Below are 14,999 nucleotides of genomic sequence, written 5' to 3' on the forward strand. Positions count from 1 at the left end.
TCAACCCAACAATGGCAGGTCAGTTAAAAGAAGTCCGTAACCGTATCAAAAGTGTACAGAGCACCCAGCAAATCACCAAAGCAATGAAAATGGTGAGTGCCGCCAAACTGCGCCGCGCACAGGATGCCATTATACAAATGAGGCCTTACGCCCAGAAGTTGCAGGAAGTGTTGAGCAATATTGTGAGCAGTACGGAAGGTGATATGAGCATCAAACTGGCCGAAGAAAGAACGGTTGAAAAAGTATTGTTAATTGTGATCACCAGCGACCGCGGACTTTGTGGCGGCTACAATGCCAACCTGATCAAACTGGCCAAGACCACCATTGCCGATAAATACAGCGCGCAATACCAAAAGGGTAATGTTACGATCTGGAATATTGGTAAGAAAGGTTTTGAAAGTCTTTCCAAAGCCGGCTATAAGACCGACGCTACCTATAAAGATATTTTCCTGAACCTGAAATTCGAACAGGTACAGGCTGCTGCCCAGGCTGCCATGAAGGCATTTGAAAACAGGGAGTTCGATGCCGTGGAGATCATCTACAGCGAATTTAAAAACGCCGCTTCACAGGTTTACCAGGCAGAGCAGTTCCTGCCCATTCCCAAAATAACTGCTACCGGCAGTGCGCGCAAATCGGATTTCATCTTCGAACCCGCGAAGGAAGAACTGGTTGCCGAGCTGATGCCTAAAATATTGAATACCCAATTATACAAAGCCGTGCTGGATTGCAATGCCAGCGAACATGGCGCACGCATGACTGCCATGGACAAGGCCAGCGAAAACGCCAACGAGTTGCTGAAATCGCTTAAGATCAGCTATAACCGTGCAAGGCAGGCGGCTATTACCACTGAGTTGACTGAGATTGTGAGCGGAGCAGCTGCATTGCAAGGATAAGTTTATTATCTTTCAACTTTAACTCTGAATGCTCTTATGGATCTCAGCGAAATCATCCCTCATATAGAAGTACTCATTTTTGCAAGTGAGAAACCCCTTACGGCCCTGGATATTGTGGAACTCATCAATAATGCATTCGGGTTCCTGGAGGAAAGAGTTACCCTCGACCAGATAGAAGCAGCGCTGGATGGTATCCGGGAGAAATACAATTCCGAATTTTATCCTTTTGAAGTGAAAGAGAGCGGCGGCGGATGGCAGTTCCTCACTAAAAAAGATTACCACAAGACCATCGCACAACTGAATGGCGATAAGTTCCTCAAGCGTTTATCCAATGCTGCTTTGGAAACCCTCGCCATCATTGCCTATAAACAACCCATCACCAAAGGAGAGATCGAATCGATCAGGGGTGTTAACAGCGACTACAGCATACAGAAGTTGCTCGAAAAAGAACTCATTGTGATCAGTGGCCGGAATGAAAACCTTCCCGGCAAACCACTGGTATATGCCACTTCCCGCAATTTCATGGATTATTTCGGCATCAATTCTGCCGATGACCTTCCCCGCATCAAGGAAGTGCTGGCAGAACAGGCAGTAGAAGGCACTGTTATCAACCCCGAAGATTTTACCGACCACCATGCCGCAGCCATCGTTGCCGATGAGCATGCACTGACCGTAAATGAAAACGGGGAACTGGTGGAGAAGGAAGAGCATGAAGATAATCCTTCCACCGAATCTGCCGAACCGGGAGAAGAAACGCCGCAATGATTATCTTCGCAGCATGTCACAAACATTATCGACCGAGCAATTAAACCGTATCGCAGATCATTACGGCACGCCTGTTTATGTTTATCATGCCGAAAAAATAACCCAGCAATTTTCCAGGCTTACCGAGGCTTTTGCATCATCCGACAGTCGCTTCTTTTACGCCTGCAAGGCGCTGACCAATATCAATATCTTAAAACATATCCGCTCCCTGGGCTGCAATGTGGATTGCAGTTCTGTGAACGAAGTGCACCTGGCCGTTAAAGCAGGCTTTGATCCGAAGAACATCCTGTACACCAGTAATGGCATTGCTTTTTCGGAAATAGAAGAAGCAGCCGGGCAAGGCGTGAACATCAATATCGACAGTCTTTCCAACCTGGAGAAATTTGGTCGCCGTTACGGCGGCACTTACCCGGTAGGCATTCGCCTGCGGCCCAATATCATGGCCGGTGGCAACCTCAAGATCTCTACCGGTCACGAAAAAAGCAAATTCGGTATTCCGGTTGAACAACTCAATGCCATATTAGCGCTGGTAGAAAAATACGACCTGCGCATTGCCGGTCTGCACATCCATACCGGCAGCGAGATCAGGGATGTGGAAGTATTCATGAAAGTGGCCGATATTTTCTTTGAGCTGGCGCCGCATTTCAAAGACCTGGTATACCTTGATCTGGGCGGTGGGTTTAAAGTACCGTATAAAGAAAATGAGACCGGCACAGATATTGAACTACTCGGACAAAAAGTAGCAGAAGTGTTGAACAAACTTCAGCAGGTATATGGCCGCCGCTTACAGGCCTGGTTTGAACCCGGTAAATTCCTGGTAAGCGAAGCGGGCTATTTCATCACACAGGTGAATGTGCTCAAAGAGAGCGCCACCGCTGCTTTCGCCGGTGTCAACAGCGGATTCAATCATCTTATCCGTCCTATGTTCTATGAATCGTATCACCGCATCACCAATATCAGTAACCCTGAAGGAGATAAAAAGCATTATGCGGTAGTGGGAAATATTTGTGAGACCGATACGTTTGCGTGGGACAGGGAACTGAACGAAGTGCGGGAAGGTGATTTCCTGGTCTTTCACAATGCCGGCGCTTATGGGTTTGAAATGGGAAGCAATTACAATTCGCGTTACCTGCCTGCACAGGTACTGGTAAAAGACGGTGCCCATCACCTGATCAGGAAGAGAGATGTTTTTGATGATTTATTAAGAAACCAGGTGGAGGTCTTATAGAACAAAACAGTAGTTTGCATTGGCATGATAGAGATAAGGAACATACAAAAATCATTTGGCGACAGGATAATACTGAGCGATATCTCTGCAGTGATGGAATCGGGCAAGTGCAACCTCATCATTGGCACCAGTGGTAGCGGTAAAACGGTACTCACCAAATGCATAGTAGGTCTTTTTGAACCCGACAAAGGAGATATTCTTTATAATGGCGAGAATATGTTAGAAATGCAGACCGAAGAACTGGCACTGCTGCGTCAGAAAATAGGTATGCTTTTCCAGGGTAATGCCCTTTTCGATTCCATGACCGTAGAGCAAAATGTACTTTTCCCGCTCGATATGTTTACCAGCCTCTCCTATTCCGACAAAAAGAAAAGAGTGGATGAAGTATTGAACCGTGTGAACCTGGAAGGCGTTAATAGAAAATATCCTTCCGAGATCAGCGGTGGCATGAAAAAAAGAGTGGGTCTCGCGCGCTCTATCGTACTGAACCCACGTTTCCTCTTTTGCGACGAACCGAATTCAGGCCTCGATCCCCAGACTTCCCTCGTGATCGATAAACTCATCAAGGAGATCACCACCGAATACAATATCACTACCATTGTCGTGACGCACGATATGAACAGTGTAATGGAAATCGGCGATCACATCGTTTACCTGCACCAGGGACATAAACAATGGGAAGGATCTAACAAGGATATCATATTCAGCAAGGATGAATTACTGAACAAATTCATTTTCGCATCTGAGTTCCTGCAAGACGCCAAACAAATGCGAATGATGGAATCAAATAAAAAAAAATGAAGCAGTTTTCGTTATTCCTGGCATGCCTGATCTTCACGGCTTTTGCTATGGCGCAAACAAATAACCCAGAGGACAATGCGCCTTATAAAAAGGATCCCGTCTTGCCCGCCTTCCGCATCCTTCAAACCGACAGCGCCACTTGGTTTACCAAAAGCGAATTACCAAAACGCGATTTCACTATCATCATTTATTTCAGTCCCGATTGCGGCCACTGCCAGTACGAGGCCAAAGAAGTGATCAAAAACATAGACAGCCTCAGCAATACCTTCATGGTATGGGTGAGCTATAAAAGTATTACAGAGATCCGCGAGTTTGCCCAGCACTACGGGCTCGATCAACACAAGAATATACGTATTGGCCGGGACCCCCTCTACGCCCTGCCCAGCTTTTACCAGGTACGTTTCACGCCTTTTGTGGCCGTATATGATAAGAAGGGCATGTTCGTGAAAGCTTATGAAACAGGGGTTGAAATGGCTGAACTGAATGCGCTTTTAAGAGAATCGAAAAAATAGAGGCCCAGCACTATTTATAACTACCTTTGCCCCGTTAAAAATCTTCATTTCCAATAAATCATTTAGACACATGAAAGTTACCGTAGTAGGTGCCGGAGCCGTAGGCGCTACCTGTGCCGACAATATTGCCCGGAAAGAGCTGGCCCAGGAGCTGGTATTACTGGATATCAAAGAAGGCGTTGCCGAAGGCAAGGCACAGGACATGATGCAGACTGCCGCCTTGCTGGGTTTCGATACCCGTATCAGCGGAAGCACCAATGACTATGCTAAAACTGCCGGTTCTGATGTAGTGGTGATCACATCGGGCTTACCCCGTAAACCGGGCATGACCAGGGAAGAACTGATTGGCACCAACGCCGGTATTGTGAAAAGTGTTTGTGAGAACATCCTCAAATATTCTCCCAATGCCATCATCATTGTAATCAGCAACCCGATGGATACAATGACTTACCTGGCGTTGCAATCTACCGGTTTACCCAAGAACCGCATCATTGGTATGGGTGGTACGCTCGACAGCGCCCGCTTCAAATATCAACTGAGTCAGCACCTGGGTTGCAGCCCCGCTGATCTCAATGCAGTAGTGGTAGGCGGTCACGGTGATACTACCATGATCCCCCTCATTCGCATGGCAACCTGGAACAGTGTACCTGTTACCAAGTTCCTGAGCGAAGAACAACAAAAACAAATCGTAGCCGATACCATGGTAGGTGGTGCAACACTGACCAAGCTGATCGGTACTTCTGCATGGTATGCACCCGGTGCTGCCGGTGCTGCACTGGTAGAAAGCATTCTCCGCGATGAAAAGAAATTGTTCACTTGTTGTGTAAGTCTCGATGGCGAATACGGACAAAAAGATATTTGTCTCGGTGTTCCTGTAGTGATTGGTAAGAACGGATGGGAGAAGATCGTTGATTTCAACCTCAACGCAGAAGAGCAGGCCGCTTTCAACAAAAGCGCCGATGCCGTTCGCAGCATGAATGATGTGCTGAAAACCCTGTAAACACAAGTATTCTGCAGCTTTGCAGTAAAAATAAATCCCCGGTGTTTTTTGATAATGCCGGGGATTTTTATATCCGTAGCAGTTACCGCTCGTCCTGTGATTCCAGCATTTCGTCCTGATTTACTTTTCCGATTTGTAACAATTGTAAGTGCTTTGCGTCTGATAGAATATAAAACTACTACCATGAGACGGCTTATTAGTATGACAGTATGGGGATTGTTAATGACTACTACCCAAATTTCTGCACAGAACAAATCTACAGTGGACGGAAACGTAAAAGACAATAATGGCAAGGCATTAGAATCAGTAACTGTATCCCTCTTAAAAGCAAAAGACAGCACCCTTGTAAAGACAGATATCACCGATGCCAACGGCCAATTTGAATTGTCTGCATCTGCAGGCGGAAAATTTTTACTCAGTTACACCATCGTTGGATACGATAAAAAATTTTCCGACCATTTTGAATTGCAGGCAGGACAAAGCTTTCACGCCGGTGCAGTAAGCCTCAACGCTGCTCCTAAAAAATTACAGGATGTAACGGTCACTTCACGCAAGCCTATGATTGAAGTGAAGGCAGATAAAACCATTTTCAATGTTGAGAACAGTATCAATGCTACCGGCAGCAACGCACTCGAACTGTTGCAGAAGAGTCCGGGTATGCAAGTCGATAACAACGATAACATCAGCATGAAAGGAAAAACCGGTGTTAAAGTGTATGTTGATGGCAAGATGATGCAATTGAATTCGAAAGACCTGGCTGCTTATCTCCGCAGCATCAACAGCAATGATATTGAAGCCATTGAAATGATCAGTAACCCCAGCGCCAAGTACGATGCCAGTGGTAACGCAGGTATCATCAACATCCGCCTGAAGAAAAATAAAAAATTCGGCACCAACGGAAGTATGACCGCTGGTTTCGAGCAGGGCGTAACGCCCAAAGGCAATGGTTCGGTGAACCTCAACTACCGCGATAAGAAAGTGAACCTGTTCAGTAATGTCAGCGGCAATATTGGCCGTTATGAGAACGATATGAACCTCTATCGTATCCAGCGAGATACGTTATATGATCAGCACGCCGTTAACTACAACAACAATAAGAGCATCAACATCAAGACCGGCGCCGATTTTTTCCTGGATAGCCGGAATACCATCGGCGGTTTGATCACTACCAATTTCAGTACCAATGACTGGACCAGTACGAGCAATACGGATATCTCCTACTATCCTACCAACGCTTACCAGAAAACACTGAAAGCATTCAATACTATTCCCGGCAACAGGAGCAATATAGATGCCAACCTGAACTATCGTTATGCCGATACCAGTGGCAAAGAGATCAATTTCGATGGAGACTATGGCCAGTTCCGCGGCAGGGGTAACAGTTATCAGCCCAACTATTACCAGGATATGAATGGCAACATTCTTTCACAGGTGATCAACCGAAATTACACACCTACCAACATTGATATTTATACAGCTAAAGTGGATATAGAGATGCCTAAGTGGAAGGGTAAACTCGGATTTGGCGCCAAGTTCTCTTATGTAAAGACAGACAACACTTTTGATTTCTTTACAGATGCCAATGGTTCGCCTGTTAAAGTGTTGAGCCGCAGCAACAGCTTTTCTTATAAAGAGAATGTGAATGCAGCTTATGTTAATTACCAAAGGCAGTTCAATCCGAAATGGAGCTTGCAGGCAGGTCTTCGTGCAGAACAAACCAACAGTGAGGGCATACTCACCAGGGCAGATGGCCTTGTGCAGGATGATAACAATGTAAAGCGTAATTATTTCGATCTTTTCCCCAGCGCTGCATTGACCTGGACAGTAGATAAAAAGAATACCCTTAACCTTACCTATAGCCGCAGGATCGACAGACCTACTTACCAGGATCTGAATCCATTTGAGAACAAACTCGATGAACTGACCTATGAAAAAGGCAATGCTTTCCTGAGGCCGCAGTATACTGATAATGTAGAGCTATCACACACATTCATGTATATGATCACTACTTCGGTTGGTTATAGCCATGTGAAAGATTATTCTACCATGACCACTGATACCGTCAAGAACGCCACGTTTGTACAACAAAAAAACCTGGCTACACAACAGATACTGACCTTCAGCATCGGATCTCCGCTGCCTATTAAAAAATGGTGGAACGGTTATGCCAATTTCTGGTACAACTATCAAATGTTCAAAGGTATGATCGGAAACAATGAACTGAAAACAAGTATTCCATTGTTCGGAGCTTATATGCAGCACAGTTTTACACTGGGTAATGATTATACGGCTGAAGCAAGTGGTTGGTTCAATGGCCCTTCTATCTGGGGCGCTACCTGGAAAACCAATGCACAAGGGGCGCTTGACCTGGGCATACAGAAAATGTTCCTGCAGAAAAAAGCCACCATCAAACTCAGCGCTACCGATATCTTCCATACGGCCAGTCCCTGGAGGGCGCACAGTGTGTTCGGTGGCCTGAACATCAATGGCAGCGGCAGTTGGGAAAGCCAGACATTCCGTGTGAATTTCACTTACCGTTTTGGCAGCAGCCAGGTAAAAGATGCAAGGCAGCGCCAGACCGGTCTCGAGAGCGAATCGAAACGTATCAAAGGATAACAGTTGATTGTGTAATTGCCTCTTTTGCCCCGGGCTTAAGCCTGGGGCAAAAGCAGGTATTGATGAGCCTTTTTTGCAATAGCGCTGATGTCTTGCTGCTGCATACATTTGAAATGCCCCTTCGGACAGGTATTGGTTCCGAAATTGGAACAGGGCTGACAGCGCAAACCAGGTACGATGAAATTGGTATAGCCAGGTTGTAATTGGTTCGTACCATAATACGGTTCTACATCGAGCAAGGGAGATGTACCACCCCAGATGGCCAGCACCGGCTTACTCAATGCGCAGGCAATGTATTGCAAGCCGGTATCGTGCGAGATCACCAACTTCGCTTTGTCTACCAGGTCGGCCGATTCGTGCAGGCTGAATTTGCCACAGGCGTTGTAAATACTCACCGGATCTACGCTCGCTATCTGCTCTCCTTCCAACACATCCTCTTTTCCACCGACCAGTATAACAGGGTACTTTAATTCCAGGCAAAGCTGTTGCAATTTGGTAACTGGCAATTTCTTTGTATAGTAAGAAGCACCGATCACAATAGCTACAAATCCTGCGGAATGTGCAGTTGGTATATCTTTCGCAGAAGTATGCTGTTCTTCCGGGATGAAATAGTCCATTCCTTTCCCATCATCTTTTACTCCCAGCGGTTGCAATGCATCCAGGCAGCGGTCAACGATATGCCTGCCCGTCATCCAATTGATGTGAAGCTTGGTGAGTAAAAATTTCCGGATGCTCTCTTTGTGATAAGCCAGTGTTTTTGTTCTCAGTGACCAGCGGATACGATAGGTTCTGAAATTTTTGTGCAGGTCTATAATATAATCGTACCGTTCTTGTTTAAGTTGATGGATCAATTCGCCCAGGTTATCCTGGTAATAAAAAAAACGATCGATATATGGATTGGTTTCTGTTACGGCTTTGAATGATCGTTTGGTAAGAAAATGCACTTCCGCACCCGGCACCTGCTGTTTGAGACAGCGGATGGCGGGGGTGGTGAGTATAATATCACCAATAGATGAAAAGCGGATAACTAGAAACTTCATAACATTCAACAACTGCGGTTAGCTTTCCACGTAATTGAGGTCTTTATGATAAGTATCCTCTGTAAAATAATAAGCGACCAATGCAATACCCATCACCACCACACCCGTTACAATACCACTTTTCACCAACGGCCAGCCCCAACTTTTCTGGAAAACATCGAGAAACAGGATGTTGGTCAATGGCAATGCACCGCGCACCATATTCGGAATGGTGGTGGCAGCAGTAGCACGCAGGTTGGTGCCGAACTGTTCGGCGCCCATGGTAATGAAGATGGCCCAGAAGCCCGTACTGAATCCCAGCAGTGCCGAGATGGTGTACATGGAAGCATCTGAACGATTATAACCGCTGAAAAATAAGATCAGCGATACAATGCACAGCAAATAATATAACAACAACGCTTTCTTCCGGCTTTTGAAATACTGGCTCACGAGCCCCACAAACATATCGCCCACCGCAATCGCTGCATAAGCAAACATGATGGCGCGGCCCGAATCGATGGTGGTGCTGCCAAACATGGCTTTACCAAATCGATCGCTCTGGTTCACCAATATGCCAATCACATACCAGGTGGGTAAACCTATCAATATGGCGCATACATATTTTTTCAATCTTGGTCCGTTGTTGAAGAGCATAAAGAAATTACCGCGTGTTACTTCCTGCGCTTTTACTTCTTTGAACATACCCGACTCGGCAACACTTACACGCAACAGCAGCAGTGCAATACCCAGGCCGCCGCCTATCTTATAACAAAGCCGCCAGTCGTTGGTGTACTGGAATGTCAGGTAGGCAAATATGGCTCCGCTCAATCCTATGCCCGCTACCATTGAAGTACCGAGACCTCTTTTATTTTTAGGCAGCAATTCACTTACCAAAGTAATACCAGCGCCCAATTCGCCTGCCAGTCCTAATCCACCAATAAAACGGCAGATCGCATATTGGTTCACCGTTTGCACAAATCCTGTAGCGAAATTAGCCATTGAATAAAGTATGATAGAACCGAACAATACTTTCAACCGGCCTTTTTTATCGCCCAATACGCCCCACAAAATACCGCCCAGCAACAGTCCCACCATTTGCCAGTTGATCACCCTCGTACTGTCAGACAGCATGGTAGCATCAGTGGCACCTACTGCCAGCATACTGGGTTTCTTGACAATCGTAAACAACAGCAGGTCGTAGATATCTACAAAATAACCCAGTGCAGCAACGATCACCGGGAGTGAGAAAACGCCGTATTTTTTTTCTGTCATATTGTGATTGGTATTAAACTTTTGTTTTCCTGACTGAGAACAACTTGATCAATACCGGCGCTGTGGTCACCAGTACAATACCCAATACAATCACTTCCAGGTGTTGTTTCAAATCGAAACCGAATTGTGTCAGTATCCATTTCTGCAGGAAATGGCCGGCGAACAACATGCTGAACACCCATGACACGCATCCTATGATATTAAAAAAAGTGAATTTTTTTCCATCCATTCCAACGATCCCTGCAATGATGGGTGCGAAAGTTCGGATGATGGGAATGAATCGTGCGATGATGATGGCCCTTCCGCCATATTTTTCATAAAAATCATGCGCCTGCGTGAGGTAGCGTTGTTTGAACAACAGGTTCTCTTTCCATCCGTACATGGCTGGACCTACTTTTTTACCAACCCAATATCCTGTAGCATTACCAATGATACCGGCTGCAGCAATCAGTACCAATAACACCACCAGGTCGAGGTATTCGTTTCCGGTTGGAAATATTTCATTGGCGAGATTGGAACTGTAGATACCTGCTACAAAAAGCAGGCTGTCGCCCGGCAGGAAAAAACCTGCGAAAAGTCCGGTTTCTGCAAACACCACAAACAACAGGAGCCATAGTCCGCCATGTTCTATATAGAATTGTGGTTGCAATAACTGGCTCCAGTGAAATCCCGCCGCTAACATCGTCTCTAACATAAAATGGTATTATTGGTTGGTAACAGAATGTTCAAGCGCTCCTTCCCATTTGCTTACAACGGTGGTAGCCAGTGCGTTCCCCAGCACATTGGTAGCTGTACGGAACATATCGCAAAAATGATCGATCGGGAGTATGAGTGCAATTCCTTCCGGCGGGATATTGAACATGGCACAGGTAGCGGTTACCACTACCAGTGAAGCGCGGGGAACACCTGCAATGCCTTTGCTGGTCAGCATCAGTACAATCAGCATGGTCAGCTGCGTGCCCAGGTCAATGTGAACGCCATAAGCTTGTGCAATGGCCAGGCTGGCAAAAGTCATGTACATCATGCTGCCGTCGAGGTTAAAAGAATAACCCAACGGCAATATGAAGGATACGATCTTGTCTTTACAGCCAAAGCCCTCGAGTTCTTCGGTGAGTTTGGGGAATACCGCTTCGCTGCTGGTGGTGCTGAACGCCACGATCAGAGGTGAAACGATTCTTTTAAGCAGCGCAGGCAATCTGTTCTTAAGGATGAGGAACCCGGCGAGCAGCAACACCAACCAGAGTGAGGCAATGCCCATCAAAAAGAACAAAAGATATTTTCCATAGAACCAGAACACTTCGAGTCCTTTGGTAGCAATCACTGCGGCGATGGCGCCGAAAACGCCAATGGGTGCAAAGTTCATCACATAGCCTACCATTTTCAATATCACATGGGCCACGGCATCCAAGCCCTTCACCACTATTTTGGCTTTTTCTCCTAAAGCCGCCGTTGCAATGCCAAAGAAAATACTGAAGATCACCAGTTGCAGTATTTCATTGGTGGCCATGGCTTCTATCACGCTCTTGGGAAAAACGTGCTCCACAAATTTGGCCAGGCTGAATTCCTGTGTTTTGCCCACCAAGTCTTTTGCGCCACTCACGTCTGCATTACTCAGATCGATGCCCGCACCCGGTTTAAACAGGTTCACCAACAGCATCCCCAGTAAAAGACTGATCAGCGATGCCGATACGAACCACAGCAATGCCTTACCTCCTACCCGGCCTACGGTTTTAAGGTCGCCCAGTTTGGCAATCCCCACCACCAGGGTGGAAAATACCAGTGGGGCAATGATCATCTGCACCAGCCGGAGGAAAATGGTGGTGAGTAATTTGATATTTTTTGAAAAAACCTGGATGGTATCTGAGGAAGCATTGAGGTGAACAAGGTACCCAAGTGCGATACCGGCTAACATGGAAATAATAATATATATGGTAAGCTTGTTAGATTGCTTCATAGGGGGCACCCTTGATTAGGGTCGCAATATAAGACTTATGTTGAAACAGCCTCATTTATGTAGCTGCCGGCAGTATTTGCAAAAGTTTTCCATAGCGAAATAGAGGCGAAATAAAGAAATCATTACTTTTCCGAAACTTTTTATTAAAAATCAACTAACTATTACTATGAGTTTATTCAGAAAGAAGTCTTTGGACGCTTTAATGGCCCAGGCTGCTGATTCGGAAAAAGGACTGAAGCGAACGCTGGGTCCCGGTAGCCTGGTAGCGCTGGGTATTGGGGCCATCATTGGCGCTGGTCTCTTCGTGAGGACCGCTGCTGCTGCAGGTGAGCATGCCGGCCCGGCCGTCACTTTCTCCTTCCTCGTTGCAGCCATCGGATGTGCTTTTGCCGGGCTTTGTTATGCAGAATTTGCATCCATGATCCCTATTGCCGGTAGTGCTTATACCTATGCATACACTACCATGGGCGAACTGGTTGCCTGGGTCATCGGCTGGGCGCTCATATTGGAATATGCCTTGGGCGCTGCCACCGTTTCCATTGCCTGGAGTGAATTCCTGAATAAGTTATTAGAGCAGTTCAACATTGGCTCGATACCATACGAGTGGTGTCATTCTCCTTTTGAAAAGGCGCTGGATGCCGCTAACGTCATGCACCAGGGCATTATGAACATACCTGCTCTGTTCATTCTCTTGTTGTTGTCTCTCCTGCTTATTAAGGGCACCCAGGAATCGGCTATCGTTAACGGCATCATTGTATTCATCAAGGTTACGATCGTACTGGTATTCATTTTTGTAGGATGGCATTTTGTAAAAGGCGCCAACCATACGCCTTACCTGATCCCTGCCGATGCACCACCTGCTATGAAACCTGACGGGACCATGTATTCCTATTCCGGCTTCTTCAAACACGGATGGGGTGGTGTACTCACCGGTGCCGCAATCGTATTCTTTGCATTCATTGGATTCGACGCGGTATCTACTGCTGCCCAGGAAGCCAAGAACCCCAAGAAAGACATGCCTATTGGTATATTGGGTTCGCTGGTGATCTGTACCTTATTATATGTACTGTTCTCCTGGGTGCTCACCGGCGTGGCTCCTTATACCGATTTCGTAAAATCTGGTAAGGAAGCATCTGTTGCTTATGCTATCGAGACCTATATGCACAATTACGGCTGGCTGGCCAAGGCAGTAACCATTGCAATCCTGGCCGGTTTTTCTTCGGTGATATTGGTGATGCTGATGGGACAAAGCCGCGTATTCTATACCATGTCTACCGATGGATTGCTCCCCAAAGTATTCTCAGACCTGCATCCGAAATTCAGAACGCCTTATAAATCCAATCTCATTCTTTTTGTTTTTGTTGGCGCTTTCTCTGCATTTGTTCCGGGTAGTGTGGCGGGCGACCTGACCAGCATTGGTACACTCTTTGCGTTTGTGTTGGTGTGTGCAGGTGTATGGATCATGCGTAAAAATGATCCTGACAGGGTACGACCTTTCACAACCCCGTTGGTGCCGCTGGTACCCATCTTGGGTATGCTCGTGTGCACAGCGATGATCATTTCTTTGCCCAACCAGACTTTGCTCAGTGCATTCCTGTGGATGATCATTGGCCTGGTGGTTTATTTCGGATACAGTAAGAAAAACAGTAAACTGCTGGGACAATAACCATTCTCTCCTGTCAATCTTATTCAACAAAAAACAGCCTGCCCGCCTTCGCTAAAGCTACGGCGGGCTGTTTTTTGTTGGATGGGCTTGTAAGCGTTAATTTTGCACGTTTCCAGACATTATCACCAGATAACAAGATCATCATTTAATTATGGGAAGGATTTTTGAAGTTCGTAAAGCCACCATGTTTGCCCGTTGGGACCGGATGGCCAAGCAGTTTACCCGTGTTGGCAAAGAGATCGTGATAGCTGTTAAAGCCGGTGGCCCCGACCCTGCCACCAACCCCGCCCTTCGCCGTTGTTTCCAGAACGCCAGAAGCGTGGGCATGCCTAAAGACCGCGTGGAAGCAGCCATCAAAAGAGCGCAGGGAAAAGATACCAGCAACTACGAAGAAATTTTATATGAGGGTTATGCCCCTCACGGAGTGGCTTTATTGGTGGAGACCGCTACCGATAACCATGTACGTACCGTAGCCAACGTGAAGAGTCATTTTAACAAAGGAAACGGAGCCATGGGTAATACCGGCAGCGTAAGTTTTCAGTTTAAAAAGATGGGCGTATTCAAATTGAAGCCCGAAGGATTGGATTCCGACGAGCTCGAACTGGAACTGATTGATCATGGCCTGGAAGAGCTTGGTGAAAGTACCGACGATAATGGCAATGCAATATTGGTACTCCGTTGTGCTTTTGTTGACTTCGGCAAATTGCAGAAAGCGCTGGAAGATAAAGGCATTACGCCTATCAGTGCTGAGCTGGAATGGATCCCTACTACTACCGTACCCGTAAGTGATGCGCAGGCAGAAGATGTGAGTAAACTGATTGAACGCCTGGAACAGGATGAAGACGTGAACAAAGTGTTCCATAATATGGCATAAGCCATGAATGATGTGATTCTCTTTGACGGACTATGCAACCTATGTAATAACAGTGTGCAGTTCGTGATCCGCAGGGACCCCGGGAGGCGGTTTCGTTTTGCCTCTCTGCAAAGTGAATTCGGCAAAAGGTTCCTGTCAACACATCATTTGCCTGAAAACGATTACAACAGTTTTATTTTATTTGAAAACGGCAGCGTATTTACCCGTTCCACCGCAGCGCTGCGCGTAATAAAAAAACTAAACGGGGGATGGCCGGTCTTATATGCATTGATCGTCATTCCCCGCTTTTTACGTAATGGGATATATAATCTTGTTGCACGTAACCGCTACCGTTGGTTTGGAAAAAGAAACGCCTGTTGGGTTCCCACACCAGAATTAAATGATCTTTTTTTTGATTGA

The 14,999-nt window shown here is 46.4% G+C and carries 14 protein-coding genes; 10 read left to right on the forward strand and 4 right to left on the reverse strand.

Annotation, left to right across the window (positions count from 1 at the left end; translation table 11 throughout):
* Nucleotides 1-11: 11 nt before the first annotated feature.
* From atpG to BLU98_RS07955, 7 genes are all read left to right on the forward strand, one after another.
* Nucleotides 12-893 carry an ATP synthase F1 subunit gamma gene (atpG, locus tag BLU98_RS07925; RefSeq protein WP_092723502.1) on the forward strand — a complete coding sequence of 294 codons (882 nt, stop codon included), beginning with the start codon at nucleotides 12-14 and terminating at the stop codon, nucleotides 891-893.
* 36 nt (nucleotides 894-929) lie between these two features.
* A complete protein-coding gene (gene scpB, locus BLU98_RS07930; protein WP_092723503.1) occupies nucleotides 930-1,658 on the forward strand; it encodes an SMC-Scp complex subunit ScpB in 729 nt (242 codons plus the stop codon).
* Nucleotides 1,659-1,671: 13 nt separating this feature from the next.
* Nucleotides 1,672-2,886, forward strand: coding sequence for a diaminopimelate decarboxylase (gene lysA / locus BLU98_RS07935; RefSeq protein WP_092723504.1), 1,215 nt, complete (start codon nucleotides 1,672-1,674; stop codon nucleotides 2,884-2,886).
* Between the two features lie 24 nt (nucleotides 2,887-2,910).
* A complete protein-coding gene (locus tag BLU98_RS07940) occupies nucleotides 2,911-3,687 on the forward strand; it encodes an ABC transporter ATP-binding protein (protein WP_092723505.1) in 777 nt (258 codons plus the stop codon).
* Nucleotides 3,684-4,199: a TlpA family protein disulfide reductase gene (locus BLU98_RS07945; RefSeq protein ID WP_092723506.1), complete on the forward strand. Its 516-nt coding sequence runs from the start codon at nucleotides 3,684-3,686 to the stop codon at nucleotides 4,197-4,199. The genes BLU98_RS07940 and BLU98_RS07945 overlap by 4 nt, the downstream gene beginning before the upstream one ends.
* A gap of 70 nt (nucleotides 4,200-4,269) precedes the next feature.
* Entirely contained in the window at nucleotides 4,270-5,199 is a 930-nt protein-coding gene (gene mdh / locus BLU98_RS07950) for a malate dehydrogenase (protein WP_092723507.1), read from the forward strand.
* A gap of 183 nt (nucleotides 5,200-5,382) precedes the next feature.
* Nucleotides 5,383-7,815 (forward strand): TonB-dependent receptor, encoded by a 2,433-nt coding sequence (locus BLU98_RS07955; protein WP_257574815.1) that lies wholly within the window; start codon nucleotides 5,383-5,385, stop codon nucleotides 7,813-7,815.
* A gap of 35 nt (nucleotides 7,816-7,850) precedes the next feature.
* Here BLU98_RS07955 and BLU98_RS07960 read toward each other — a convergent pair whose 3' ends face one another.
* The 4 genes from BLU98_RS07960 to BLU98_RS07975 are packed head-to-tail and all read right to left on the reverse strand — an operon-like array spanning nucleotide 7,851 to nucleotide 12,060.
* Entirely contained in the window at nucleotides 7,851-8,855 is a 1,005-nt protein-coding gene (locus tag BLU98_RS07960) for a glycosyltransferase family 9 protein (protein WP_092723509.1), read from the reverse strand.
* An 18-nt stretch (nucleotides 8,856-8,873) separates the two neighbouring features.
* Nucleotides 8,874-10,106, reverse strand: a complete 1,233-nt coding sequence (locus BLU98_RS07965; protein ID WP_092723510.1) for an MFS transporter — start codon at nucleotides 10,104-10,106, stop codon at nucleotides 8,874-8,876.
* Between the two features lie 13 nt (nucleotides 10,107-10,119).
* On the reverse strand, nucleotides 10,120-10,800 hold the full coding sequence (locus tag BLU98_RS07970) for a DedA family protein (RefSeq protein ID WP_092723511.1): 681 nt from the start codon (nucleotides 10,798-10,800) through the stop codon (nucleotides 10,120-10,122).
* A 9-nt stretch (nucleotides 10,801-10,809) separates the two neighbouring features.
* A complete protein-coding gene (locus BLU98_RS07975) occupies nucleotides 10,810-12,060 on the reverse strand; it encodes a dicarboxylate/amino acid:cation symporter (RefSeq protein ID WP_092723512.1) in 1,251 nt (416 codons plus the stop codon).
* A 166-nt stretch (nucleotides 12,061-12,226) separates the two neighbouring features.
* Between BLU98_RS07975 and BLU98_RS07980 the strand changes: the two genes are divergently transcribed.
* The 3 genes from BLU98_RS07980 (at nucleotide 12,227) to BLU98_RS07990 (ending at nucleotide 14,999) form a co-directional block, all read left to right on the forward strand.
* The gene (locus BLU98_RS07980) at nucleotides 12,227-13,726 is read left to right on the forward strand and encodes an amino acid permease (protein WP_092723513.1); all 1,500 of its coding nucleotides are present in this window, start codon (nucleotides 12,227-12,229) and stop codon (nucleotides 13,724-13,726) included.
* Nucleotides 13,727-13,877: 151 nt separating this feature from the next.
* Nucleotides 13,878-14,600, forward strand: a complete 723-nt coding sequence (locus BLU98_RS07985) for a YebC/PmpR family DNA-binding transcriptional regulator (RefSeq protein WP_026767915.1) — start codon at nucleotides 13,878-13,880, stop codon at nucleotides 14,598-14,600.
* A gap of 3 nt (nucleotides 14,601-14,603) precedes the next feature.
* Nucleotides 14,604-14,999, forward strand: a complete 396-nt coding sequence (locus BLU98_RS07990) for a thiol-disulfide oxidoreductase DCC family protein (protein ID WP_092723514.1) — start codon at nucleotides 14,604-14,606, stop codon at nucleotides 14,997-14,999.

It is taken from the genome of Hydrobacter penzbergensis (assembly GCF_900106985.1).
GTDB lineage: Bacteria > Bacteroidota > Bacteroidia > Chitinophagales > Chitinophagaceae > Sediminibacterium > Sediminibacterium magnilacihabitans.

Bases quoted from the DNA above. Each gene is read 5' to 3' on its own strand.
- atpG (WP_092723502.1), top strand. From the start codon at position 12: ATGGCAGGTCAGTTAAAAGAAGTCCGTAACCGTATCAAAAGTGTACAG.
- scpB (WP_092723503.1), top strand. From the start codon at position 930: ATGGATCTCAGCGAAATCATCCCTCATATAGAAGTACTCATTTTTGCA.
- lysA (WP_092723504.1), top strand. From the start codon at position 1,672: ATGTCACAAACATTATCGACCGAGCAATTAAACCGTATCGCAGATCAT.
- BLU98_RS07940 (WP_092723505.1), top strand. From the start codon at position 2,911: ATGATAGAGATAAGGAACATACAAAAATCATTTGGCGACAGGATAATA.
- BLU98_RS07945 (WP_092723506.1), top strand. From the start codon at position 3,684: ATGAAGCAGTTTTCGTTATTCCTGGCATGCCTGATCTTCACGGCTTTT.
- mdh (WP_092723507.1), top strand. From the start codon at position 4,270: ATGAAAGTTACCGTAGTAGGTGCCGGAGCCGTAGGCGCTACCTGTGCC.
- BLU98_RS07955 (WP_257574815.1), top strand. From the start codon at position 5,383: ATGAGACGGCTTATTAGTATGACAGTATGGGGATTGTTAATGACTACT.
- BLU98_RS07960 (WP_092723509.1), bottom strand. From the start codon at position 8,855: ATGAAGTTTCTAGTTATCCGCTTTTCATCTATTGGTGATATTATACTC.
- BLU98_RS07965 (WP_092723510.1), bottom strand. From the start codon at position 10,106: ATGACAGAAAAAAAATACGGCGTTTTCTCACTCCCGGTGATCGTTGCT.
- BLU98_RS07970 (WP_092723511.1), bottom strand. From the start codon at position 10,800: ATGTTAGAGACGATGTTAGCGGCGGGATTTCACTGGAGCCAGTTATTG.
- BLU98_RS07975 (WP_092723512.1), bottom strand. From the start codon at position 12,060: ATGAAGCAATCTAACAAGCTTACCATATATATTATTATTTCCATGTTA.
- BLU98_RS07980 (WP_092723513.1), top strand. From the start codon at position 12,227: ATGAGTTTATTCAGAAAGAAGTCTTTGGACGCTTTAATGGCCCAGGCT.
- BLU98_RS07985 (WP_026767915.1), top strand. From the start codon at position 13,878: ATGGGAAGGATTTTTGAAGTTCGTAAAGCCACCATGTTTGCCCGTTGG.
- BLU98_RS07990 (WP_092723514.1), top strand. From the start codon at position 14,604: ATGAATGATGTGATTCTCTTTGACGGACTATGCAACCTATGTAATAAC.